This is a genomic window from Paraburkholderia humisilvae (assembly GCF_902859855.1).
Lineage (GTDB): Bacteria > Pseudomonadota > Gammaproteobacteria > Burkholderiales > Burkholderiaceae > Paraburkholderia > Paraburkholderia humisilvae.
Genome location: NZ_CADIKH010000012.1, coordinates 23,578 through 46,261, shown reverse-complemented (window position 1 = coordinate 46,261; position 22,684 = coordinate 23,578). Strand labels below are relative to the sequence as shown.

25 protein-coding genes and 1 pseudogene are annotated in these 22,684 nt (G+C 63.4%); 17 read left to right on the top strand and 9 right to left on the bottom strand.

Annotation, left to right across the window (positions count from 1 at the left end):
* The first annotated feature begins 81 nt into the window (after nucleotides 1-81).
* Both HV796_RS45395 and HV796_RS14510 read left to right on the top strand, forming a co-directional pair.
* A complete protein-coding gene (locus HV796_RS45395) occupies nucleotides 82-204 on the top strand; it encodes a hypothetical protein (RefSeq protein WP_281369782.1) in 123 nt (40 codons plus the stop codon).
* A gap of 51 nt (nucleotides 205-255) precedes the next feature.
* On the top strand, nucleotides 256-1,578 hold the full coding sequence (locus HV796_RS14510; protein WP_175227198.1) for a TIGR00366 family protein: 1,323 nt from the start codon (nucleotides 256-258) through the stop codon (nucleotides 1,576-1,578).
* 78 nt (nucleotides 1,579-1,656) lie between these two features.
* On the opposite strand, the gene HV796_RS14505 is transcribed toward HV796_RS14510, so the two are convergent.
* Nucleotides 1,657-2,181 carry a YkgB family protein gene (locus HV796_RS14505; protein ID WP_175227197.1) on the bottom strand — a complete coding sequence of 175 codons (525 nt, stop codon included), beginning with the start codon at nucleotides 2,179-2,181 and terminating at the stop codon, nucleotides 1,657-1,659.
* 23 nt (nucleotides 2,182-2,204) lie between these two features.
* Nucleotides 2,205-2,537, bottom strand: a complete 333-nt coding sequence (locus tag HV796_RS14500) for a DUF4148 domain-containing protein (protein WP_175227196.1) — start codon at nucleotides 2,535-2,537, stop codon at nucleotides 2,205-2,207.
* A gap of 354 nt (nucleotides 2,538-2,891) precedes the next feature.
* Here HV796_RS14500 and HV796_RS14495 point away from each other — a divergent pair, with 354 nt between their 5' ends.
* The 3 genes from HV796_RS14495 to HV796_RS14485 all read left to right on the top strand — a co-directional run bounded on the left by HV796_RS14495 (nucleotide 2,892) and on the right by HV796_RS14485 (nucleotide 5,256).
* Entirely contained in the window at nucleotides 2,892-3,866 is a 975-nt protein-coding gene (locus tag HV796_RS14495) for an alpha/beta hydrolase (protein WP_175227195.1), read from the top strand.
* A gap of 176 nt (nucleotides 3,867-4,042) precedes the next feature.
* Nucleotides 4,043-5,116: a DUF6765 family protein gene (locus HV796_RS14490; RefSeq protein WP_175227194.1), complete on the top strand. Its 1,074-nt coding sequence runs from the start codon at nucleotides 4,043-4,045 to the stop codon at nucleotides 5,114-5,116.
* Nucleotides 5,095-5,256: a hypothetical protein gene (locus HV796_RS14485; protein ID WP_175227193.1), complete on the top strand. Its 162-nt coding sequence runs from the start codon at nucleotides 5,095-5,097 to the stop codon at nucleotides 5,254-5,256. Before HV796_RS14490 ends, HV796_RS14485 begins: the two co-directional genes overlap by 22 nt.
* A 36-nt stretch (nucleotides 5,257-5,292) precedes the next feature.
* Here the strand turns inward: HV796_RS14485 and HV796_RS14480 are convergent, their stop codons facing one another.
* The 4 genes from HV796_RS14480 to HV796_RS14465 form a co-directional block, all read right to left on the bottom strand.
* Nucleotides 5,293-5,847 (bottom strand): carboxymuconolactone decarboxylase family protein, encoded by a 555-nt coding sequence (locus HV796_RS14480; protein ID WP_175227192.1) that lies wholly within the window; start codon nucleotides 5,845-5,847, stop codon nucleotides 5,293-5,295.
* 119 nt (nucleotides 5,848-5,966) lie between these two features.
* Complete coding sequence (locus HV796_RS14475) at nucleotides 5,967-7,313, bottom strand: aspartate aminotransferase family protein (RefSeq protein ID WP_175227191.1); 1,347 nt, start codon at nucleotides 7,311-7,313, stop codon at nucleotides 5,967-5,969.
* A gap of 143 nt (nucleotides 7,314-7,456) precedes the next feature.
* A complete protein-coding gene (locus HV796_RS14470) occupies nucleotides 7,457-8,317 on the bottom strand; it encodes a MurR/RpiR family transcriptional regulator (protein WP_175227190.1) in 861 nt (286 codons plus the stop codon).
* A 199-nt stretch (nucleotides 8,318-8,516) separates the two neighbouring features.
* On the bottom strand, nucleotides 8,517-9,059 hold the full coding sequence (locus HV796_RS14465; protein WP_175227189.1) for an ankyrin repeat domain-containing protein: 543 nt from the start codon (nucleotides 9,057-9,059) through the stop codon (nucleotides 8,517-8,519).
* A gap of 225 nt (nucleotides 9,060-9,284) precedes the next feature.
* Between HV796_RS14465 and HV796_RS14460 the strand changes: the two genes are divergently transcribed.
* Nucleotides 9,285-9,875: a DUF3280 domain-containing protein gene (locus HV796_RS14460; protein ID WP_175227188.1), complete on the top strand. Its 591-nt coding sequence runs from the start codon at nucleotides 9,285-9,287 to the stop codon at nucleotides 9,873-9,875.
* Between the two features lie 84 nt (nucleotides 9,876-9,959).
* On the opposite strand, the gene HV796_RS14455 is transcribed toward HV796_RS14460, so the two are convergent.
* Entirely contained in the window at nucleotides 9,960-11,015 is a 1,056-nt protein-coding gene (locus tag HV796_RS14455) for a DnaJ C-terminal domain-containing protein (protein ID WP_175227187.1), read from the bottom strand.
* A gap of 197 nt (nucleotides 11,016-11,212) precedes the next feature.
* Between HV796_RS14455 and HV796_RS14450 the strand changes: the two genes are divergently transcribed.
* On the top strand, nucleotides 11,213-11,947 hold the full coding sequence (locus HV796_RS14450; RefSeq protein WP_175227186.1) for an SDR family NAD(P)-dependent oxidoreductase: 735 nt from the start codon (nucleotides 11,213-11,215) through the stop codon (nucleotides 11,945-11,947).
* Between the two features lie 169 nt (nucleotides 11,948-12,116).
* Nucleotides 12,117-12,341 carry a GNAT family protein gene (locus HV796_RS14445; RefSeq protein ID WP_175227185.1) on the top strand — a complete coding sequence of 75 codons (225 nt, stop codon included), beginning with the start codon at nucleotides 12,117-12,119 and terminating at the stop codon, nucleotides 12,339-12,341.
* 36 nt (nucleotides 12,342-12,377) lie between these two features.
* Here the strand turns inward: HV796_RS14445 and HV796_RS14440 are convergent.
* Nucleotides 12,378-12,653 (bottom strand): annotated as a pseudogene (locus HV796_RS14440) (serine hydrolase); the annotation flags it as partial.
* A gap of 226 nt (nucleotides 12,654-12,879) precedes the next feature.
* Between HV796_RS14440 and HV796_RS14435 the strand changes: the two are divergent.
* From HV796_RS14435 to lra1, 4 genes are all read left to right on the top strand, one after another.
* Entirely contained in the window at nucleotides 12,880-13,353 is a 474-nt protein-coding gene (locus HV796_RS14435; protein ID WP_246355864.1) for a LysR substrate-binding domain-containing protein, read from the top strand.
* A 171-nt stretch (nucleotides 13,354-13,524) separates the two neighbouring features.
* Nucleotides 13,525-14,277, top strand: a complete 753-nt coding sequence (locus tag HV796_RS14430) for an SDR family NAD(P)-dependent oxidoreductase (RefSeq protein WP_175227184.1) — start codon at nucleotides 13,525-13,527, stop codon at nucleotides 14,275-14,277.
* Between the two features lie 110 nt (nucleotides 14,278-14,387).
* The gene (gene rhmD / locus HV796_RS14425) at nucleotides 14,388-15,566 is read left to right on the top strand and encodes an L-rhamnonate dehydratase (RefSeq protein WP_175227183.1); all 1,179 of its coding nucleotides are present in this window, start codon (nucleotides 14,388-14,390) and stop codon (nucleotides 15,564-15,566) included.
* 131 nt (nucleotides 15,567-15,697) lie between these two features.
* A complete protein-coding gene (gene lra1 / locus HV796_RS14420; RefSeq protein ID WP_175227182.1) occupies nucleotides 15,698-16,480 on the top strand; it encodes an L-rhamnose 1-dehydrogenase Lra1 in 783 nt (260 codons plus the stop codon).
* A 58-nt stretch (nucleotides 16,481-16,538) separates the two neighbouring features.
* Here lra1 and HV796_RS14415 read toward each other — a convergent pair whose 3' ends face one another.
* Nucleotides 16,539-17,537: a LysR family transcriptional regulator gene (locus tag HV796_RS14415; protein ID WP_246355863.1), complete on the bottom strand. Its 999-nt coding sequence runs from the start codon at nucleotides 17,535-17,537 to the stop codon at nucleotides 16,539-16,541.
* A 170-nt stretch (nucleotides 17,538-17,707) separates the two neighbouring features.
* Between HV796_RS14415 and rhaM the strand changes: the two genes are divergently transcribed.
* The 5 genes from rhaM (at nucleotide 17,708) to HV796_RS14390 (ending at nucleotide 22,632) form a co-directional block, all read left to right on the top strand.
* Nucleotides 17,708-18,040 (top strand): L-rhamnose mutarotase, encoded by a 333-nt coding sequence (gene rhaM, locus HV796_RS14410; protein ID WP_175227181.1) that lies wholly within the window; start codon nucleotides 17,708-17,710, stop codon nucleotides 18,038-18,040.
* 32 nt (nucleotides 18,041-18,072) lie between these two features.
* Nucleotides 18,073-18,966, top strand: coding sequence for an amidohydrolase family protein (locus tag HV796_RS14405; protein WP_175227180.1), 894 nt, complete (start codon nucleotides 18,073-18,075; stop codon nucleotides 18,964-18,966).
* Between the two features lie 78 nt (nucleotides 18,967-19,044).
* Complete coding sequence (locus HV796_RS14400) at nucleotides 19,045-20,574, top strand: sugar ABC transporter ATP-binding protein (protein WP_175227179.1); 1,530 nt, start codon at nucleotides 19,045-19,047, stop codon at nucleotides 20,572-20,574.
* Nucleotides 20,571-21,629, top strand: a complete 1,059-nt coding sequence (locus HV796_RS14395; RefSeq protein ID WP_175227178.1) for an ABC transporter permease — start codon at nucleotides 20,571-20,573, stop codon at nucleotides 21,627-21,629. The genes HV796_RS14400 and HV796_RS14395 overlap by 4 nt, the downstream gene beginning before the upstream one ends.
* Nucleotides 21,622-22,632 (top strand): ABC transporter permease, encoded by a 1,011-nt coding sequence (locus HV796_RS14390; protein WP_175227177.1) that lies wholly within the window; start codon nucleotides 21,622-21,624, stop codon nucleotides 22,630-22,632. Before HV796_RS14395 ends, HV796_RS14390 begins: the two co-directional genes overlap by 8 nt.
* Nucleotides 22,633-22,684 lie beyond the last annotated feature (52 nt).

Sequence of the window (22,684 nt, the reverse complement as noted above, 5' to 3'; positions counted from 1 at the left end):
GACGATTCCCGCTCGCGCAAAGGGTATGCCGTCGATGATAGTTTTCAGCGCCGTAATGTTCCAGGCCCATTTGCGGCGGTCATGATTGACAGCCGTGCAAGTCTTGCGATTTGCATACTTGGGGCGCGCGGACGCAAGTTTTATGTGAAAATCCTGCGCCTGACGGTGAGCGCGATGAATAAAAATGAAAGGCTCGCCGCATGAGCACAGGCACGTGAGCCCCACGCAAACCGATCAAGGATAAGGAGTAGACAGTTGATTCAGCGCATCTCGCAGTTTTTCACACAGGTCGTGCACCGTGTGCTTCCCGACCCCCTGATTTTCGCGATCTTCCTGACCGTCGCGACCTTCCTGCTAGCGTTTGGTCTGACGCCGAAGCCGCCCGTCGAACTGATTTCGCTATGGGGCGCGGGCTTCTGGAATCTGCTCGCATTCTCGATGCAGATGGCGATGATACTCGTCACCGGGCACGCGCTCGCGAGTTCCGGCCCGATCAAGCGGTTCCTGGTCGCGCTCGCGAGTTCGGCGCGTACGCCGGGGCAGGCCGTGATGCTGGTCGCGTTCGTCGGCGCGGTCGCGTGCGCGATCAACTGGGGTTTCGGGCTTGTGCTCGGCGCGATGCTGTCGCGTGAGGTCGCGCGGCGAGTGCGCGGCACCGACTACCGGCTGCTCGTCGCATCCGCGTACATGGGCTTTCTGACATGGCACGGCGGGCTCTCGGGTTCGGTGCCGCTGGTCGCGGCGACCAAGGGCAACCCGATGGAAAAGACCATCGGCCTGATTCCGGTGTCGCACACCATCTTCACCGGCTATAACGCATTTATCACGATCGGCCTGATCGTGATGCTGCCGTTTCTCGCGCGTCTGATGATGCCCAAGCCGCAGGACGTGGTCGCGGTCGACCCCGCGCTGCTCGAAGAACCGCCGAGCGTCGAACGCACGCTGCCGCCGAACGCGACGCTTGCCGAACGCCTCGAGGAAAGCCGGCTGCTCGCCATCCTTGTGGCGCTCGTCTGCTACGGCTATCTGGTCGTGCGCACGGTGACGAAGGGCTTTACGCTCGACATCGACACGGTGAACCTCGTGTTCCTCGCGACCGGCATGCTGCTGCACAAGACGCCGATGGCCTATGCGCGTGCGGTGGCCGCGGCGGCGCGCGGCGCGTCGGGCATCATGATCCAGTTTCCGTTCTACGCGGGCATTCAGGCGCTGATGGACCACTCGGGTCTGGCCGGCGTGATCACGAAATGGTTCGTCGATATCGCGAACGTGCACACGTTCCCGCTGCTCGTGTTCCTGAGTTCCGCGGTGATCAACTTCGCGGTGCCGAGCGGCGGCGGCCACTGGGTCGTGCAAGGGCCGTTCGTGATGCCGGCCGCGCAGGCGCTGGGTGCGGACCTCGGCAAGTCGGCGATGGCGATCGCATACGGCGAAGCGTGGACCAATATGGCGCAGCCGTTCTGGGCACTGCCCGCGCTCGCGATTGCCGGGCTCGGCGTGCGCGACATCATGGGGTATTGCGTGACCGCGTTGCTGTTCTCGGGGGTCGTGTTCGTTGCCGGGATGTACCTGTTCTAGCAACCCCAAATGATTCGAGGACGCATGCGATCGATCGGATCGCACCCGCCCTCGAACCTGTCTCCTCCAGGCCGGCGCTTACGCTAGCGCGCGGCGCCCCTGCTTGACCTGCGTTGCGCGTCCGTCGGCCAGCACCCGCGCCACATCTTCTTTCAGCAGGTAGACCGACACCGCCAGCAGCACGACATCCTTCATCAGGAACGGCACATTGCCCGCCATCGCCGGGAATCCGCCCGCCGATGCGGCCCAGCCGTCAGGCATGAACGGAATAATGGTGACCGTGCCGACAAAGGTTGCGACCGAGCCGAGCGCGCCCAGTACACCCATGCGCTTGTTCCAGAAGCCGATAAAAAGCAGCGTGCCGAACAGCCACTCGGATACGCCGAGAAACCAGCTTGCCCCGCGAATGCCGAATACGGGGTACAGCCAGAAGATCAACGGACCGTGACTGATGTATGGAATCAGCACCTGTGCCTCATAGTTAAACCATTTCTGGTAACCGAAAAACACGAAGATCAGGACCATCGACGCACGTACGACGTGATAGCTGAAGTCCTGCTTCAGGAGGCCGGTGCGGGCCAACGCGTTGATTAGTGTGTTCATGCTTTGCTCCTTCGTATCGTTCATTAGTGGTGGCTATACAGGTTGCTGAGTTGAGGGCGGTCGCTCCATCCGGCGCCCGAACGTGAACCGGATGCGAAGCTGCCGTTTGCGGAACCGCCGTACGCGCCGTCAGCGGCGGCCTTGCTGGCCGCGCGATTCGCGACATACGTGGTCGCAGCATTGGGTTGCGCGTCCGGATAGTGAACCTTGCTGGTCGGATACGTGCCGTTCTGCTCAGCCGAGAGCAGTTCGTTACGAACCTGAGCGCGGGTGAGGGGGGCGGGATCCGTTGCATGAGCGGCAAACGGGGCGGCCAGCAGCGCTGCAACAACAAGAGCCAGGTTCAGACGTTTCATGGCGAACACCTTTTAAAAGAGTTTCCGTCGATGACGGCATGGGCTGAACTTTAGGTGCGCGCGCCGTTCGCGTGAATCGCCCGGCGGCTCATGAAACTGCTCTTTCGACTCACGGCCGGAACGGTGCTTCGCCAGGGCCCGCCGGCCAGCATCGACCGCTATTGGCATGCGCTGCCGACGATTCTCGTTAGTGGCGCGGCAGTCGGACTGCGGATTCGAACGGCATTTTCGTCATGCAACGAGGGTTCGCATGGACTCGATCGAGTGGCGTTGGGGCGCCACACCGGGCGGAATAACTGTTATGCCCACACGTTAAGAGAAGATCGACCGAATCCGGTGAGGGAGGGCATACCGATGGACGAGCTTGATCCGCAGGTGGTGGCCATGCTTGAAGAACGTCGTCGGCAGGCTGCGGCGCAGCCTGTTGCAACGGCGTCGATGACATGGCTGGAGCGGCTTGCCGCGGTGCGTGCGCGCATTGTGAGCATGGCTGCGTTGAATGGTGCGCGTGAGGCCGTTGCCGACGTGAACGATCGGACACTGCCGGGGCCCGGCGGCGCGATTCCGGTGCGTATCTACGATCCGCGCGGCGGCGCTGAGGAAAGTGCGGCTGGCCGCCCCGCGCCGGCGATGGTCTACTATCACGGCGGCGGCTTCGTCAGCGGCAATCTTGACAGTCACGACGTGCTGTTGCGCGCGCTCACCAATCGTGCACAGTGCGTCGTCGTTGCGGTTGACTATCGTCTGGCACCCGAGCATCCGTATCCGGCCGCGAATGAAGACGCATGGGCCGCGCTGCAATGGGTGGTTCAACAGGCTGCCGAACTGAATGTCGATGCGACGCGCGTCGCAGTGGGCGGCGATAGTGCGGGCGGCCTGCTGGCCGCTTATGTTGCGCAACGCGCGCGACGCAACGGCGTGTCGTTGCGCCTGCAACTTCTGCTTTATCCGAACACGGATGCGACCATGTCGCGCCCGTCGTGGCAGACGTTCGGCACATCTGATTTCCTCGTTGACCGGCAGGACATGAAGGAGCGCTATGACGCGTGGCTGCCGCCGGAGATCGACCGCGCGTCTGCGGATGTTTCGCCGCTGTTCGCAAACGATCTGGCGGGTCTCGCGCCGGCGCTGATCGTCACCGCCGATCACGATCCTCTGTGCGACGAGGGCAACGAATATGCGGCGAGGCTGCGTGCGGCGCAAGTCGAAGTCGAACATGTTTGCTGGCAAGGCATGGTTCACGGCTTTGCGTCAATGGCGGGCGTGCTCGATGCGGGCCGGGCGCTGATCGAACGGGCGGCGGCGGCGCTGCGGACCGCCCTGTCATGAAAACGTCCCGATTAATTGATTGATTAAGTCGTTGTCGTTAAAAGCTGATGTGACTGATTCGATTTCTCGATAGGAGCATTGCGTCGCGCACGGCTTGAGCCGCCGTTTGCGGCGCAGTTTTGTATGACAAATGCACACGGCGTAGCGTTTGCGCCGTCCAATCTACGAGGGGCGCCATGAACATCGATTTCCATTACGGGGTGATCTACATCGCGGCAAGGCTCGGCGGGCTGTCGGCGCCGGATGCGCAAACGGTCGCGCATGCATGCCAGTACATCGACGACGCAACGACGCCGGGATTGCTGAAGTTCGAGGGCGGCGAGCAGTTCGAGCGCTTCGCATCGGCACACAAGCTGTTCGACTATCAGAACGTGCAGGATGATCTGAACCGGCTCGTCTGGACACCGTTTCACTTTCTGCCCGCGGGCGTCGGCGACACGCTCGAGGAACGCGCGATCTGCCGGCCCGATAGCGATGTCGCGCGCAATCTGGTGAAGCACGCGCTCGCGCGCCGCGACGCGGACAACGGGCTGCACCGGTTAGGCGTGACGCTGCACACCTACGTGGATACCTGGGCACACCAGGGGTTCTCGGGCATCGAATCCGACTACAACAAGGTCTCGCACCTCGAAGCGGACGATTGCACGCGTGAAGACTGGCTCGAGCGTCTGGAGCGCTACACGGTGCACCTGGTCGACCGCCTGCAGTCGGACGTGCTGACGCGTGCGCTGCCGCTCGGACATGGCGCGGCGCTGACCTATCCAGACTTGCCGTGGGCGAAATGGCACTACAAGAATGGCAAAGGCATGACGGTGCGGCGCGATAACCTGCCGGAATTCATGACCGCTGCGGACATGGCCTGCCGTGTCGTGCAGGCGTGGATCGCAAAGGCAGCCGATTTCGTCGCTCAGCCGGGCCTGCCGGCCGCCGCGAAAACGGCGCTGCAGCAACTGCTCGCGACCAACATCGACATGAATGAAATGAAGCGGCTCAACGTGGTGCGCGACGCGGTCGCGGCGGGTTCGATACCGGGCATTCAGGAGCCGATTCCGGAATACATTCCGAAGGGCGTCGGCTCGTGGAAACACATCGCGACAGGCATCAAGGTCAACGATGACGGCGACGAGCTTCCGCAATGGACGCCGGCGTTCGAAACAAGTGACTATCGCAAGTTTCACGACGCGGTGAAGGAGCATCGCTTCGCGGTCGTGCAGGAGATCTTGCCGGTGTGCGGGCTGAGACTGGCGTGATGCGCTTGCCGGGCGTCGCTCGCGGCACGGGCTGGCCTGTCGGAACGATGGCGCAGGTGATGAAGAGCGGCGAAATCAAGGCGATGTACGACACCATGAAGAAGCTTTACGCGAACCCTAACGACAAGGCGTTCGAGTAAGGAAGGGGCCGCGCATGCGCGGCTCGATAGAAACGCCTATTCAGCGAACGGCAGCGAGTTTTGCCCGTCGGCTCGCATATCGAACACATTGAGCGTCATGGCGACCAGCGCGTAGTAACCGAGCAGGCCGACCAGGTTGACGACCACCGTATGACCGAAGCGGCCGACCGCTTGCTGGTAGGTCGCGTCGGATACGCGTTTCGTTTCGTATAACTCGGTCGCGAAAGCGTAGATCAGTGCTTCGTCCTGCTCGGCAAACGTCGGTTCGGCGCCAACGCGAATCGCTTCGGCGATGTCTGCCGGCAAACCCGCCTGCATTGCGATCGGATAGTGGATGTGCCACTCGGCTTGTGCCCGCCAGCGCGCAGCGGTGACGAGGATCGCCAGCTCCGACAGGCGCAGCGGCAAGCCGGTCTGGTAGCGGCAAAACGCACCCAGGCGCTGGGCATGCTGGGCAAGCTGCGGGCTGAAGATCCAGCCGAGAAACGGACCGTTGAGGTTGCCGCGCGGGCCGCTCAGAATCTCGTTGAGGATGGTCTTCTGTTCGTCGGTGGCGGTCGCGGTCTGGAATTCCGGAAGTCTTGGGTTCATGGCGGGTTTCAGGAGGGAGAGGGCGCAAGAATCATATCGCCAGCGGCGCATCGCGGCCGCCGCGCGCCGCCGCGGTAACGCATCGCCGCAGCAGCACATCGCCCGAGTAGCACATCGCGTCAGCGTGCGGTTGCCGCGCCGATCGAGCGCAATGCAGCATCGATCGCATCACCAAGCCGCTCGACGATCGTCGCGATCTGCTGCCCGGTGCAAATAAACGGCGGTGCAAGCAGCACATGGTCCCCGCGCTTGCCGTCGACGGTGCCGCCCATCGGGTACACCATCAGCCCGCGCTGCATCGCTTCGTGCTTGATCAGCGAGTGCAGCTTGTGTTTCGGATCGAACGGCGACTTCGTCGCACGGTCCCGCACGAGTTCGACGCCGACAAAGAGACCCCGGCCGCGCACGTCGCCGACCGACGGATGATGCGCATAGCGCTCGCGCAGCAATGCGCGCAATTGTTCGCCGCGCGCCTTCACGTTGTCGAGCAGCCGTTCTTCGACGATCACCCTTTGCACTTCAAGCGCCGCGGCGCATGCAGCTGCGTGCCCGATATACGTATGCCCATGCTGAAAGAAGCCCGATCCGCCGACGATGGTCCGATAAATCTCTTCGCTGACGAGCGTTGCGCCGATCGCCTGATAGCCGGCGCCGAGCCCCTTCGCAATGGTCAGCAGATCGGGCGCCACGCCGTCTTCTTCGCACGCGAACAGATAGCCCGTGCGGCCCATGCCGGACATGATTTCGTCGAGAATCAGCAGCACGCCATATTTGTCGCAGACGGCGCGGATCTTGCGGAAGTATTCGCGCACCGGCGGCACCGCGCCGGCCGTCGCACCGACCACCGTTTCGGCGACGAATGCCGCGACCGTGTCGGGCCCAAGTTCGACAATCTTTGCTTCGAGTTCGTCGGCAAGACGCTGTGCGTAGGCTTCGTCAGTTTCGCCGGCATGCTGTTCGCGATACGCGAAACACGGGCTCACATGATGCGCTTCGATCAGAATCGGCAGGAACGGCTCGCGGCGCCACGCATTGCCGCCGATCGCGAGCGCGCCGAGCGTATTGCCGTGATAGCTCTGGCGTCGTGCGATGAAATGGCGCCGCTGCGGCTGGCCCTTTTCGACGAAATACTGGCGCGCGAGCTTCAGCGCCGCTTCGATCGCTTCGGAGCCGCCGGACACGAAATACACATGGCTCAGGCCGGATGGCGCCGCGTCGACGAGATGCTCGGCGAGGTGCTCGGCGGCTTCGGTGGTGAAGAACGACGTGTGCGCGTACGGCAGTTGCTGAACCTGGCGCTTGATCGCGTCGATCACGCGCTGGTTGCTGTGCCCGAGGCACGAAACGGCTGCGCCGCCGCTGGCATCGATATAACGCTTGCCGTGCGAATCGATGATCTCGATGCCTTCACCGGCTACCGCGACCGGCAACGTGGCGCGCGGCGCACGATGGAATACCCTGGTCATTCTCCCGCCTCCGGAAGTGGATGAAACACACGATGTTAAATTCTACATTAACAACAACAAATGTTGTCAATGCGGGAAATCGTGCGGAAGGCGGGTGAGCGCGTGATGCATCACATCTGTCGCGCGGTTATTTGAAGCGCGCACTACACCGAGTAAGCGCCGCTCGCATGCAGTGCGGCTTCCGCTTCCTCGAGCTGCGCGACCGCCTCCTTGCCTTCCAGTGCGAGCAGATGCGCAACTAGCATCTCGGCGAGCGCCGAGGCGGCGACCAGCGACGGGAAAAACGATGGCGTCTCGTGCGAGAAGACCAGCGTATGGTCCGCATTCAGCGCGATCGGCGACACCGCGCTGTCAGTCAGCGCGATCAGACGCGAGCCCTGCCGTATGGCGGCCTCGGCGACCCGTACCGCTTCGGTCGAATAGGGCGCGAAGCTGATCACGACCGTCGCGTGCCGTTTATCGATGCCGCGCAACTGCATTTCCAGCGTGCCGGCTTCCGCCGAGATCAGGCTGACTGACGAGCGGAACAGCCGGTAGCCGTAGACGAGCCCGAACGCGACCGGAAAGCACGAACGAAATCCCGCTACATGCACGTGCGGCGCCTTGCGGATCAGCTTCGCCGCGTCAGCGACGAGCGCTGTGTTGTGCGCAACGGTGGTGTCGAGGTTGTGCGCCTGCGCAAGTGCCAGCTCGTGGGTCAAACGGTTGCCAGAGCCGCCTTTGACCAGCGTGCGTGCCTTCGCGCTCAGCGGTTCGGGCCGGGTCCGCAGACGGCTGACGAAGATTTCCCGCAGCTCGTTCCAGCCGGGAAAGCCGAGAGACTGCGCAAGCCGCACCATGGCGGCCGGCTGCACGCTGGCGCGTTCGGCGACCTTGCGCATCGATAGCACCGCGACTTCGTCCGGGTTGTCGAGCAAAAAAGCCGCCGCAAGCTGAAATTGCGGGCTCAGTTCGGGAAAGTTCTCGCGAATGATCGCTGCGAGCTCGTCGAAGGTCTGGGTCACCGGGTGCCTTTCGTGGTTTTGCAGATGGCGCGCGACGGCAGGACCGCGGGCAGGGCTGCGGCGTTGCCGCGCTGTTGTCGCGCCGCGACTGCGTCGCCGTTGCGACACAGGAGTCCATCCGCCGGCGCTATTTAACCACGAGCCAAGCGAAGCCCGGGACAGCGGCGAACCCTGAGCGGGCCGCCGCCGGGTGGAAGGTTCAGCCGCGCGGCTTGGACAGTTGCGCGGCGGTATCGGTCGCGCCCATGCGCGCGGCCGCATCGGCGGCGGAGTTGCCGCCCGCATCGCGCGCCTGAGGGTTCGCGCCGCGTGCAATCAGCAGATCGACAATGTCGGTGCGGTTGAACATCGCGGCCACCATCAGCGCGGTACGGCCGTCCGGCGACGCGCCTTCGACATCCGCGCCATGATCGAGCAGGACCTCGATGATCGATTTGTACCCTTTGAATGCGGCGCCGGCGAGCGGTGTCTGCCCGTTGTTGTTGCGCAAGTTCGCGTCCGCGCCCTGTTCGAGCAGCGTGCGCACCGCGTCTTCATGGCCGTGATACGCGGCGAGCATCAGGAGGCTGTCGCCCTTTTCGTTGCGCAGGTTCGGCGGCACGCCTTTCTCAAGCACCGCGGCGAGCATCGTTGCATCGCCGCGTCTTGCCAGTTCGAACACTTCGTGCGCGAGTTCAAGCAGTTGCGGGTCGATATCGTCGGACGGTTGCTGCGCCTGGGTCGGCTTCTGGATGTCGGTCATCGCGGACTCCTCGTGATGGGGCGGGCTGCGCCGGCATGCTGTTGCGGCATTGACCGGCGTCGCGGGATCGTCAAGCATAGCGCGTATCGCTTGACGACGTGCAATCGCAGTACTGTAGGTCCGGATCGTGCTACTTCACGTTGACGCAATGTGACGCAATGTGACGCAATGGGTCGACTCGAATAAACCTCTATCAGATGCCGATGCGCTGCGAGGGCGGTCATCATGACGGCTGTGCGTAACGAAGCCCCACGTTTTGCCACCCCCGCGCGGGTTCGCGGTGTTGCGCTCATCATCGGCATCGCATGGGCCGCGCTGTTCATTGGCACCGATGCACGGGCGGCCGATACCGATACCGACACGACGAAGTCCATCGCGGTGATGGACTGTGCGCTGATCGACGACAACGCCGCGTACAACGACACGGCCACGGTGCAGCAGGACGCGGCGCGCATACGCATGGTGAGCGACGCACTGCGCAGCGAGTTGAACAGGCGCGCGTTGTATCGCGTGACTGACAACGCACCGGCCGGTGCATTGATCGCCAGGCTTCAGGCGTCGCAGAACCTGAACGCGTGCAACGGCTGCGAACTGGAGATTGGCCGCAAGCTCAACGTCGAGCGTGTCGGGGTGTGCTGGGTGCAGAAGATCAGCAATCTGATCCTCAACATCAATTTGCGCATCGAGGACGTCGCGACTGGACAAACGGTGTTTCAGCGTTCGGTGGACATGCGTGGCAATACGGATCGCTCATGGCGTCGCGGCGCGACTGCGCTGGTCGATCTGCTCGCCGGGAGTCGCGACGTTGCGCATTGAAGTGTCGCGCTGTGGTTCACATTCGCGACAAAGCGTGGGCGCACAGGCTGGCAAAAACGAAGCAGACCGTTCGTAAAAGTATTATCACAGGCCGCGGCGAGCCGCGTCGTCGAATAGCTGTCTGAACTGTTCGCGCTGTTCGTCGGTCAGATGCGCCGCGCCAGCGGGCATCGCGAGCACGACATGTAGCCTGAGTTCGCCCTGGTTGCCTGACGCGTCGGACAGTCCATGTGACGCAAGCCGGATCACGCTGCCTTGCGCGGCGTTCGGCGAAATCGCGATGCGCAGGTCGCGGCCGAGCAGATGCGTTTCGAACGGACCGCCCAGCGTCGCGGTCACGAAATCGACGTTCAGTTCGCCGATCAGATTGAGCCCGTCGCGCTGGATATCGGACCCGCACAGAATGACCACCGAAAGGATTGCGTCGCCCGCCGGGCCGCCATTCGACCCGGGGAATCCGCCGCCGGTCACCGTTAGTTGCTGGCCGTCCCAGGCGCCGGCGGGCACGGCGACCTGATCGGTTTTCCAGTAGCTTTCCGAGCCGGTGTTCTGACACGCGGCGCAGCGGTTGACGTTCGCGCGTCCGCTGCCGCCACAACTGCCGCAACGCGTACCGTGTGCGGTTTTGCCTTGTCCTTCGCAGTCCGGGCAGCGCCCGGGGTTGAAACGCGCACTCATGCCGCGGCATTGCTTGCAGGGCGCGGTTATCTGGTAACTGGTCGGCACATGGCCGCCGTTCAGAGCGGCTTCGAGCGGCACATAGAGCTTGTCGTGCCGGTTTGCGCCGCGTAGCGGCGGCCCTTCTTCGCCGGAGCGGTACGCATGCCAGCGATTCGCCGCCGCCGACCACGGCTTGCGCGCATCGCGCTCGTCCGAGCGATGCGACTGCGGCTGGCGCGTCTGCGCATGGCGGCTTGCTTCCTGTGTGCCGGACGGCCCATGCGGCGTCGGCGCGCGCGCGCCGGTCAGCACCTCGAACGCTTCCTGAATCCGCTTGAAGATGGGCTCGACATTCGACTCGCGGCCCTTGTTCCGGTCGGGATGGTACTTCGCTCGCAGGCGTCGATACGCCCGCTTGATCTCTTCCTGCGATGCGGTTTCAGGCAGATTGAGCTGTTTGTAGTATTCCCCGATGCTCACGCGTTGTTTCCGTCGACTTGGCAAGCCGCAAGTCTATCAAGTGAAACGATTGCGCCGTTGGCAAAATGATTGGGTTGACCTGTACGCCGTGCGGCGCGAAGGCCGGGGGGAACTCCGGTTCGCGCTGTCTTTCTCACGGGATTCATCCGCAAGACTGTCGCTGGACAGGACTGTCGCGCACGACAAGGAGGCTTGCAATGACGAATCTGGCAGGAAAGGTGGCGCTTGTGACGGGCGGGAGCCGCGGTATCGGTAAGGCGATCGCGCTTGCGTATGCAAAATGCGGCATGTCGGTCGCGCTGACGTACAAGGACGCCGCAGCGCCGGCTCGCGAAACGGTCGAGCAGATCGAAGCGAGCGGAGCGAAAGCGATCGCGATTCAGGTCGACGTGCGCGATGCGGTTGGCATCAAAAAGATGGCCGATCGCGCGCGCCACGCGTTCGGCAAGATCGACGTGCTCGTGAACAACGCGGGCATCGGCCACGCAAAGCCGTGGCATCAGCTCACCGTCGACGACTGGAACATGACCATCACGACGAACCTCACGTCGGCATTTCTTGCTACGCAGGAGGTCGCGCCGGAAATGGTGTCGCGCGGGTGGGGACGCCTGATCATGCTGTCGTCGGTTGCCGCGCAGACGGGCGGTGTGATCGGTCCGCACTATGCGGCATCGAAGGCGGGCATGATCGGTCTCGCGCACAGCTATGCCACGCTGCTTGCGAAGACCGGCGTGACATCGAATGCGATTGCGCCGGCGCTGATCGAGACCGATATGGTTAGCGGCAATCCCAACATCAAAAAGGACGTGATTCCGGTCGGTCGCTTAGGCGACGTCGATGAAGTGGCGGATATCGCGGTGCTGCTCGCGAACAACGGCTATATCAACGGCCAGACAATCAATGTGAATGGCGGCTGGTACATGAGCAGCTAGACGGCCTCGTCACCTCGCAGCGCAACGTGAAGTACGCGATCGTGCTTCGCTCACTGCTCCATCACGGCCAGTGTGACTGTTTACAACAGTGTGCGCGTGTTCCTGGACAGCCTCTTGCCGGCCTGGTAACCTGGCGTCTGTGTGATTTGCAGGCAGACGGAGAACCACGATGACAAGCATGTCGAATTCGCGCGAATCGAATGCGGCCGCGCGCTATGTGCGCGCGACCCGAGACGTCGAGCAGGCGTTCAGGCTGGTGCGCGGAGAGGTTGACGGCGAGTTGCCGATCAGCCACTCCGACGCGGTGTCGCGCCTCGAGCGGGCGCTCGAGGAATTGACCGAAGCGGAGCAACTGTTCGACGCATTGACGCGGGGTCCGCGCAGCGCGCACTGACCCGTCATGTGTAGGGGCGGCGCCGCGCCGGCCGCGTTACGCTTGCGCGCGCTGGCGAGTGGGCGCGGCATCGATAGCATCGAACACGCGTCCGAAGAAGCCGTCGGCGGCGGCCGGATTCAGCCAGCGCACCACCGCTGCGATCCGGCGTTCGGGCTCTATCCACGTGAAGGAACTGCCCGCCCCGACGCCGAAATAGCTCGACGCCGGCACGCTCGGGAATATCTTTCGATGGGTGTTGAGCCACACCAGATACCCATAGAACGGCGCAATCGCACAAGGCGTGCGCATCTGTGCAATCCATTCGCTTGAAGCGCAGCCTGCTCGATGCGGAGCGCGTGACCGAGGAGATCCGCGGGCTGGGCAACGGTGGCCGCGCGACGATACGCGTCGCCAGTTCCGAGGGCGTGGCGCCGCACTTCTTGCCGCAGGTGTTCGCGCGTTTTCTGATGACGTATCCGGCCACGCATTTCCAGCTCGATGTGTCAGGGCCTGCGTTGCGACGCAACGCGTACGTGAGGGCACCGCGGACATCGCCGTGTGCTTCAGCATCGCGCCGGAAAAGGATATCAACGTGCTGGTCTCACAGCGCGCGCCGATCTTCGCACTGGTAAGAAGCGATCATCCGTTCGCCTCGCGCGAGTCGGTGTCGCTTGCAGACCTGGCCGCATGGCCGCTCGCGATCGATCATCAGGGCGTGACGATCCGGCAGTTATTTGATATTTCGTGCAGCCTCGAAGGGCTCGTATTCGAGCCGGTATTCGTCAGCAACTATCATGCGGCGCTGCAAAGCTTCGTGCGACTGACCGATGCCGTCACCTTGACGGGCTACCTGACCGTGCGCAGCCGGTTGACGCCGGACGGACTTGCCGCGGTGCCGATCGTCAATCCGGAGCTGCATCAACGCACGCTGCAAGTCCAGACAATGGCGGGCCGTACGCTGTCGCAGACCCTGCAGGCGTTTGTCGAATTGCTGACCGGCGCGATACACGACCCGGCATTGCTCGACTGAATCTGCTGCGCCCCGATCCGCTTTTGCTATCACCCCATCCAATACGCGGATTGTTCCCACATCGCGTGCCGCCTTATATTGACCGGAACCGGACCCGGCAATAAGCCGAACAGAATCGGCAATAACGATAACGGCGCGTGCACTGTCGCGCGCTGTACAGGAGCGCACACGATGAATCAGATCGATCTGGAGGGCCGCGTCGTCGTCATTACCGGCGGAGCACGCGGCATTGGCTACGCGGTCGCGCAACGCGCACTGCGTTCAGGCGCGCAAGTCGCGCTGTGGGACATCGACGCCGAGCGGCTCGAGCGCAGCAGGAAAGAACTCGGGGAATTGGGCACGGTTTCGGCGAGCACCGTCGAATTGACCGACGAAGCGTCCATCGACAAGGCGGTCGCCGCAGCCGTCGCCGCGCACGGCGCAATCCATGTGCTGATCAATTGCGCGGGCATCACCGGCGGCAACGGCACGACCTGGGAACTGGCGCCGGACGTGTGGCGCCGCGTGATCGACGTGAATCTGATCGGCCCGTATCTGACGTGCCGCGCAATCGTGCCGCTGATGATCAAACAGAATTACGGCCGCATCGTCAATATCGCGTCGGTGGCAGGCAAGGAAGGCAACCCGAACGCGTCGCACTACAGCGCATCGAAGGCGGGACTGATCGGCCTGACCAAATCGCTCGGCAAGGAACTCGCGACAAAGAACATTCTCGTCAACGCGGTCACGCCCGCGGCGGCGAAGACTGAAATCTTCGATTCGATGAAGCAGGAGCATATCGACTACATGCTGTCGAAGATCCCGATGAACCGCTTCCTGCTGCCCGAAGAAGCCGCGTCGATGATCCTCTGGCTGTCATCGGAAGACTGCGCGTTCAGCACCGGCGCGGTATTCGATCTGTCCGGCGGACGCGCGACGTACTGATCGGCTTACCGGTCCTACCCAAAAAAGCGCGGCTGCCCAGCACGTCCATTCGTGTCCGGGTCGTTGCGTGCACAACTGCACAACCGCACAACAAAACGGAGCCTTTGAACATGGCGATGCCTACTATCCGGCACGTGCGTGCCTTCGTCGTCCGCGGCGGCGGCGCTGACTATCACGATCAGGCCGGTGGCCATTGGATTGACGACCATATCGCGACGCCGATGGCGCGTTACCCCGAGTACCGGCAAAGCCGGCAGTCGTTCGGCATCAACGTGCTCGGCACGCTGGTGGTCGAGATCGAAGCGAGCGACGGCACCGTCGGTTTTGCGGTAACGACCGGCGGCGAGATTGGCGCGTTTATCGTCGAACGGCATCTCGCGCGTTTTCTTGAAGGTCAGCTCGTGACCGACATCGAGAAAATGTGGGATCAGATGTACTTCTCGACGCTTTACTACGGCCGCAAGGGTATCGTGCTCAATACGATCTCCGGCGTCGATCTGGCGTTGTGGGATCTGCTCGCGAAAGTGCGTAAGGAGCCGGTGTACCAACTATTGGGTGGGCCGGTGCGCGACGAATTGATGTTCTATGCGACTGGCGCGCGGCCGGATCTCGCCAAGGGCATGGGCTTTATCGGCGGCAAACTGCCGCTGCAGCACGGCCCCGCTGAAGGCGAAGCCGGCCTGAAGCAGAACATCGAGCGGCTGGCCGACATGCGCAGCCGCGTCGGCGACGACTTCTGGTTGATGTACGACTGCTGGATGAGCCTCGACGTCACCTACGCGACCAGGCTCGCGAAAGCCGCGCACGAATACGGTCTGAAATGGCTCGAGGAAGCCTTGCCGCCCGATGACTACTGGGGTTACGCCGAACTGCGCCGCAACGTTCCACGCGGCATGATGGTGTCCACCGGCGAACATGAAGCGACGCGCTGGGGTTTCCGGATGCTGCTCGAAATGCAATGCTGCGATCTGATCCAGCCGGATGTCGGCTGGTGCGGCGGCATCACCGAGCTGATCAAGATCTCGGCGCTCGCCGATGCGCATAACGTGATGGTCGTGCCGCATGGGTCATCGGTGTACAGCTATCACTTCGTCGTGACGCGGCACAACTCGCCATTCTCCGAGTTCCTGATGATGGCGCCGAAAGCCGACCAGGTGGTGCCGATGTTCACGCCGCTGCTGCTCGACGAGCCGGTGCCCGTCAATGGCCGGTTGAAGGTGCCGGATACGCCGGGCTTCGGCGTGCGTCTGAACCCGGAATGCGCGCTGGTGCGGCCTTATCCGCATTAACCGCGCCGCATTAACCGCGCCGCATTAACCGCGCCGCATTAACCGCGCGCAGTTGGGGCCGCGCATAGGTAGCGTGCGCAACGCATCATGATTGCGCGCGCATCGAAGTCAGCAAAACGAAGGAGACGCTTGTGCTGCTGAAAGACAAGGCGGTGATCGTGACGGGCGGCTCGCGCGGCATCGGCCGTGCGATCGCGGTTGCATGCGCGAAGGAAGGTGCGGATGTCGCGATCAATTACTGGGGTGACAACGATGCGTCGTATGGCCGACGCTCGGCGGTCGGGGAAGTGATCGACGAAATCGAAGCGCTCGGACGCCGCGTGATCGCGGTTGAAGGCAATGTCGCCGAGCGGGCGACCGGAGCGGAACTCGTGCGCCGCACGGTCGCCGCGTTCGGCAAAGTCGATGTGCTCGCGAGCAATGCGGGCATCTGTCCGTTCCACGCCTTTCTCGATATGCCGGCCGACGTGCTTGAAACCACCGTCGCGGTGAACCTGAACGGCGCGTTCTATGTGACGCAGGCTGCCGCGCAGCAGATGAAGGCGCAGGGCACCGGCGGTGCGATCGTCGCGACGAGTTCGATCAGCGCGCTGGTCGGCGGCGGCATGCAGACGCACTACACACCGACCAAGGCCGGCGTTCATTCGCTGATGCAATCATGCGCGCTTGCGCTGGGTCCGTACGGTATTCGATGCAACTCGGTGATGCCCGGCACGATCGCAACCGATCTGAACGCGGAGGACCTCGCCGACGAAGCGAAGAAGGCGTACTTCGAAAAGCGCATTCCGCTCGGGCGTTTGGGTCGTCCCGATGACGTCGCGGATTGTGTGGTGTTTCTCGCATCGGACCGGGCCCGCTATGTGACGGGTGCGGCATTGCTTGTTGATGGCGGTTTGTTCGTGAATCTGCAATGAGGCCGCTGAATGCAGCGGCTGAATGGCGGTCAAGAAGGCGTGGCGGCCAATACGGCGTTCAGTGTGAAGGCACGGTCCGCCACGCCTGCGTCGCGTCGGTGGGCGCCGGCGTATCGCGTTTTAGCGAAAGCGAATGCTGACGCAGCAATTCGACGAAGCGTTCGGCCGGCTCGGCAAGTGGTTCTTCCTTGCGCGTCAGAATGCCGAAACCCGCGAGGCTTTTGCCGATTTCGACCGGCAACGCGACCAGCAGTTTGCCGCGCACGTGATCGCGCACGACCGATTCGGGCAGCATCGCGACCGCATCGTAGTTTTCGAGCAGTTGCAGCGTCGCGAAGATCGACGCGCATTCGGTGAGATTCGCGGGCGTCGTGAGGCCCGCTCGTGCGAGCTCTTCTTCGAACAGCACGCGTGCCGGGCTGGTAATCGGCTGCGCGACCCATGGCCAGTCGATCAACTCGGGCAGCGTGAGGGCCGTGCGCCGTACCAGCGGATGCACCGCGCGCACGACCAGCAGCAGCGTCTCGCGCGCCAGCGGCTCAAAGCTGAAATCGTTGTGCTGCAGCGGATTCGTCAGGCGCCCGAGTGCGAGGTCGATTTCGCGGCGGTGCAGCAGTTGCACGACCTGGTCGCTGGTTTCACCGAGGATGCAGACGTTCAGCAACGGCCGCTCGGTTTTCAGCGCAGCCACCGCCATCGCGAGCAGATCGGGCGCCGCGCCCATGATCGCACCGACCGTCAACTGGCCATGGCCGCCTTTGCGCTTCACCTCGAGGTCGTTGGCGAAGCGCGTGAGTTCCGCCAGCGCGCGACGCGCATAGGCCAGGGTGACGACGCCAAGCGGGGTGGGCTGCATGCCGCGCGCGTTGCGCTCGAACAGCAGAAAGCCGAGCGCTTCCTCGATGTCGCCGAGCATCCGGCTCGCGCTTGGCTGCGCGACATTGATCGCATCGGCGGCCTGATGGACGTTGCGCGTGTCGTCGAGCGCGACGAGCAGCGCAAGATGTTTGAACTTGAGCCGGTTGATCAGGGCGACGGTGGCGGCGTTCTGGCTCATGGTCTGTGCGATTCGGTTTCGGTATCGCCCCATCCAAACTACGGATTGTGAGGCTATCGACGCCCGAATTATAGTCGTTGCATACGCGCGACCGCGAAAGCGCCCGGCAAACCGCCGCACACAGCAAGAAAACCAGGTCCGGCACGAAAGAGGACGGGAGACAACGCGACATGGAGACAATCGCTTTCCGGATGGTGCTCAACCCCGGCATGCGCGACGAATACGAACGCCGCCACGCGCAGATCTGGCCGGAGCTGGTTGATGCATTGCATCATGCCGGCGTGCATGACTATTCGATCTTCTATGATGACGCAACGCACCATCTGTTCGCCGTGCTCACGCGCACCGACGATCACACCATGGACCAGTTGCCGCATCTCGACGTGATGCGCAAATGGTGGGATTACATGGCGGACATCATGCAGACCGCCGCGGATCACACGCCGCTTCAGCAGCCTCTCGCACGGGTCTTCGCATTGCCCGTTGCCCAACATAACAAGTGACCTGACGACGCTTAACGAACCAAGGACGCTCCATGCAAGTGGTCGACCCGCACATTCATCTGTGGGACCTGAAGACGCATCACTATCCGTGGCTCGCGAACCCCGGCGTGTCGTTCGTCGGCGACGCGCGCGACCTGCGGCACGACTATCTGCTCGCTGACCTGTTGGCGGATGCGCAGCCGATCGAAGTGTTGAAAGTGGTACACGTCGAAGCGAATCACGATCCGGCTGACCCGGTGGAAGAAACGCGCTGGCTGCAGCGGATCGCCGACGATCCGGCGTCGCGCCGCATGCCGAACGGGGTCGTCGCATGGGTGGACTTGTCGTTGCCCAATGCGCAGGAAATTCTGGAAGGCCATGCCGCGTTCGCTAACACGCGCGGCGTGCGGCAGATCCTGAATGTTCACGAGAACGGCTTGTACGACTACATCGGCCGCCATCTGATGCGGGACACGACATGGCGTGCGAACTTCGCGCTGCTGCGCCGCCACCAGATGTCGTTCGATCTGCAGTTGTATCCGTCGCAAATGGACGAGGCCGCGGCGCTCGCGCGCGACCATGCGGACACGCAGTTCATCGTGAATCACACCGGCATGTTTGTCGACCGCGACAGCGTGGCGGGCTATCGCGTGTGGCGCGACGGCATGCGCCAGCTCGCCGGCTGTGCGAACGTCGCGGTGAAGATCAGCGGCCTCGCGATGTTCGATCATCGCTGGACGGTCGAAAGCTTGCGGCCGTATGTGCTCGAAACGATCGATACGTTTGGTGTCGAACGCGCGATGTTCGCATCGAATTTTCCGGTTGACCGGCAGTTCGGTTCGTATGCGGATATGTGGAATGCTTATGCGTCGATTGTCGCCGGCGCGAGCGACGCGGAACAATCCGCGCTGTTCGTGCGCAATGCAGAGCGGCTCTATCGCATCTGAACACGCTTCGAACGGGTGACCGTAACGGCCCCGTCACAACGCGGCACGCATGATGCCGCTTGCTGGAGGAGACACGCAGTGCAGCAACACACCGACGCGGTGCCGAGGCTGGAACTGAAGCACGCGAGCAAGTCGTTCGGTCGCGTTCGCGCGCTTGCCAATGGCGAACTCGTGTTATGGCCCGGCGAAGTGCACGCGCTGCTCGGCGAAAACGGCGCGGGCAAGTCGACGCTCGTGAAGATTCTCGCCGGCGTGCATCAGCCCGACACGGGCGAACTCCACGTAGACGGCACGCCGCGTCGCTTTGCGACGCCGGCCGAAGCGCGTGACGCGGGCCTCGCCGTGATCTATCAGGAACCGACGCTGTTCTTCGATCTGTCGATTGCGGAGAACATCTATATGGGACGTCAGCCGGTGGACCGCGTCGGCCGCATTCAATACGATGCGATGCGCGATGAGGTCAACGGTCTGCTCGCGTCGCTCGGCGTTGACCTGCGTGCGGACCAGTTGGTGCGTGGGCTGTCGATCGCGGACCAGCAGGTGATCGAAATCGCGAAAGCGCTGTCGTTGAACGCGCGCGTGCTGATCATGGACGAGCCGACTGCCGCGTTGTCGCTGCCGGAAGTCGAGCGGCTCTTCGCGATCGTGCGCAAGCTGCGCGAACGCGACGTGGCTATCCTGTTTATCACGCACCGGCTCGACGAGGTGTTCGCATTGACGCAGCACGTGACGATCATGCGTGACGGCGCGAAGGTGTTCGATGCGCCGACATCGGCACTGACCACCGACGCGATTGTCGCGAAGATGGTGGGCCGCGACCTCGAAACGTTTTATCCGAAAGCGGACGTGACGCCAGGCGCGGTGCGGCTCTCCGTGCGCGGCCTGACGCGCATCGGCGTATTCAAGGACATCTCGTTCGATGTCCGCGCGGGTGAAATCGTCGCGCTTGCGGGGCTGGTCGGCGCGGGGCGCAGCGAAGTGGCCCGCGCGATCTTCGGCATCGACGCGTACGACGCAGGCGAAGTTCGCATCGGCGACAAGCGCCTCACACCAGGGCGTCCGGCCGCGGCGGTGCGCGCGGGCCTGGCGCTGGTGCCGGAAGACCGTCGCCAGCAAGGGCTGGCGCTCGAGCTCAGCATCGCGCGCAATGCGTCGATGACGGTGCTCGGGCGCCTTGTGCGGCACGGGCTGATCTTCGCGCGCAGCGAGACGCAGCTTGCTGCGCAGTGGGGTGCGCGGCTGCGGCTCAAGGCCGATGACCCAAGCGCGGCGGCGGGCACGCTGTCCGGCGGCAACCAGCAGAAAGTGGTGCTCGGCAAGTGGCTCGCGACGAACCCGAATGTGTTGATCATCGACGAGCCCACGCGCGGGATCGATGTCGGCGCGAAAGCCGAGGTCTATGGCGCGCTGTCGGAACTGGTGCAAAACGGCATGGCGGTGCTGATGATTTCAAGCGAACTGCCGGAAGTGCTCGGCATGGCTGACCGCGTGCTGGTGATGCACGAAGGACGCATCAGCGCGGAAATCTCGCGCGCCGATGCGAGCGAGGAACGGATCATGAACGCGGCGCTCGGGCAGGGCCCCGCGCCCTGGGGGCATGCCGCATGATGCGCCATTCGTCGACCCATGCCGCGCCGGTTCACGCGCCGGCCGAAAAGCGGGCCGTGCCGCGCGCGGGCAGCCTCGTTGCGGCGATTGCGAAGAGCCGCGAAACGACGCTCTTTATCGTGTTGCTGTTGCTGATTGTGGGCACCGCGCTCGCGCGGCCGCAATTCCTGAATCTGCAAAATCTGCGCGACGTGTTGCTGAACGTGTCGATTATCAGCTTGCTGACCGCCGGGATGACGGTCGTGATCCTGATGCGGCATATCGATCTCTCGGTGGGCTCGACAGTCGGTATTAGCGCCTACGCAGTCGGCAGCCTGTATGTCGCGTTCCCGCATATGCCGGTGCTGATCGCGCTGGCGGCGGGTCTCGCGATCGGCCTTGTCGCGGGCGGCATCAATGCGCTGCTGGTCGCGGTCGGCCGCGTGCCGTCGCTGGTCGCGACCTTATCGACGCTCTATATCTTCCGCGGCGCGGACTACGCATGGGTGCATGGCGGGCAGATCAATGCGACGAGTCTGCCCGATGCGTTCTCACGCCTTGCGACCGGCGTCGCGTTCGGTATTCCTACGCTTGCGCTGATTGCCGCCGCCGTGTTGATCGCGCTCGGCGTGTACCTGAAGCATTTCCGCGGCGGCCGCGAGCATTACGCGATCGGGTCGAATCCGGAAGCGGCGCGGCTCGCCGGCGTCAACGTCGAGCGGCGCGTGATATCCGGCTTTCTGCTGTCGGGTGCGATCGCAGGCTTCGCGGGCGCGCTGTGGCTCGCGCGTTTCGGCACGGTCGATGCGAGCACCGCAAAGGGCATCGAACTGCAAGTGGTTGCCGCCGCGGTGGTCGGCAGCGTCGCGATTACCGGCGGCGTCGGCACGATTCTCGGCGCAACGCTCGGTGCGCTCGTGCTCGGTGTGATCAGCATCGCGCTCGTCGTGCTGCACGTGTCGCCGTTCTGGGAGCAGGCGATCGAAGGCGCGCTGATCGTTGCCGCGATCGCCGCCGACACCTTGCTCGCCCGCTCCGTCGCCAAACGCATGATGAGGAAACGCGACCATGGCTAAACCCGATTCCGCGCTGCTCACGCGCAAGCGCGCAACGCCGCTGCGCTGGGAAACGCTGCTTGTGATCGTGCTCCTGCTGTCGCTTGGGCTCGGCCGTGTGCTTTCGCCCGTGTTTCTGACCGGTGCGAATCTGTCGAACGTGCTGGCCGATCTGACCGAGATCGCGTTGATGGCGCTGCCGATGACGCTGATTATCGTGGCCGCCGAGATCGACCTGTCGGTCGCATCGGTGCTCGGCGCATCGAGCGCGCTGATGGGCGTGTTGTGGCACATGGGGCTGCCGATGCCTGCGGTGATTGTGCTGGTGATGCTGTTCGGCATGCTCGCCGGGTTGCTGAACGGCCTCGTGATCGTCAAGCTGAATCTGCCTTCGCTCGCGGTGACGATCGGTACGCTCGCGCTGTTTCGCGGTCTTGCCTACGTCCTGCTCGGCGACCAGGCGGTCGCGGACTTTCCAGCTGGCTATACGGCGTTCGGCATGAACACGCTGGGCGCAAGCTTTATCCCGTTGCCGTTTGTGATTGTCATCGTGTGCGCGGTGCTGTTTACCGTGCTGCTGCAAGCCACCGCGTTCGGTCGCAGCCTCTATGCGATCGGCGCAAACCCGACGGCGGCGGCGTTTTCCGGCCTCGAGGTCGCGAAGATCCGGATCACGACGTTCGTCCTGTCGGGTGCGATGAGCGCGCTTGCCGGCATCGTCTATACGCTGCGCTTTACGAGCGCACGCGGCGACAACGGCGAAGGCTTCGAACTGTCGGTGATCGCCGCCGTGCTGTTTGGCGGCGTCAGCATTTTCGGCGGACGAGGATCGATGATCGGCGTGCTGCTGTCGCTGCTGATCATCGGCGTATTGAAGAACGCGCTGACGCTCGACGACGTATCCAGCGAAACGCTGACGATCGTCACCGGCGCATTGCTGCTCGCGTCGGTGCTGATTCCGAACCTCGTTGCCCGCTGGCGTGCGATGCGCGACCGGCGCTACCTGGCGAAGTCCGCCGCTTGATGAATAACGCAAAAACCTGACCGATATCAACAACCCGGACCCAGCGGTCCGT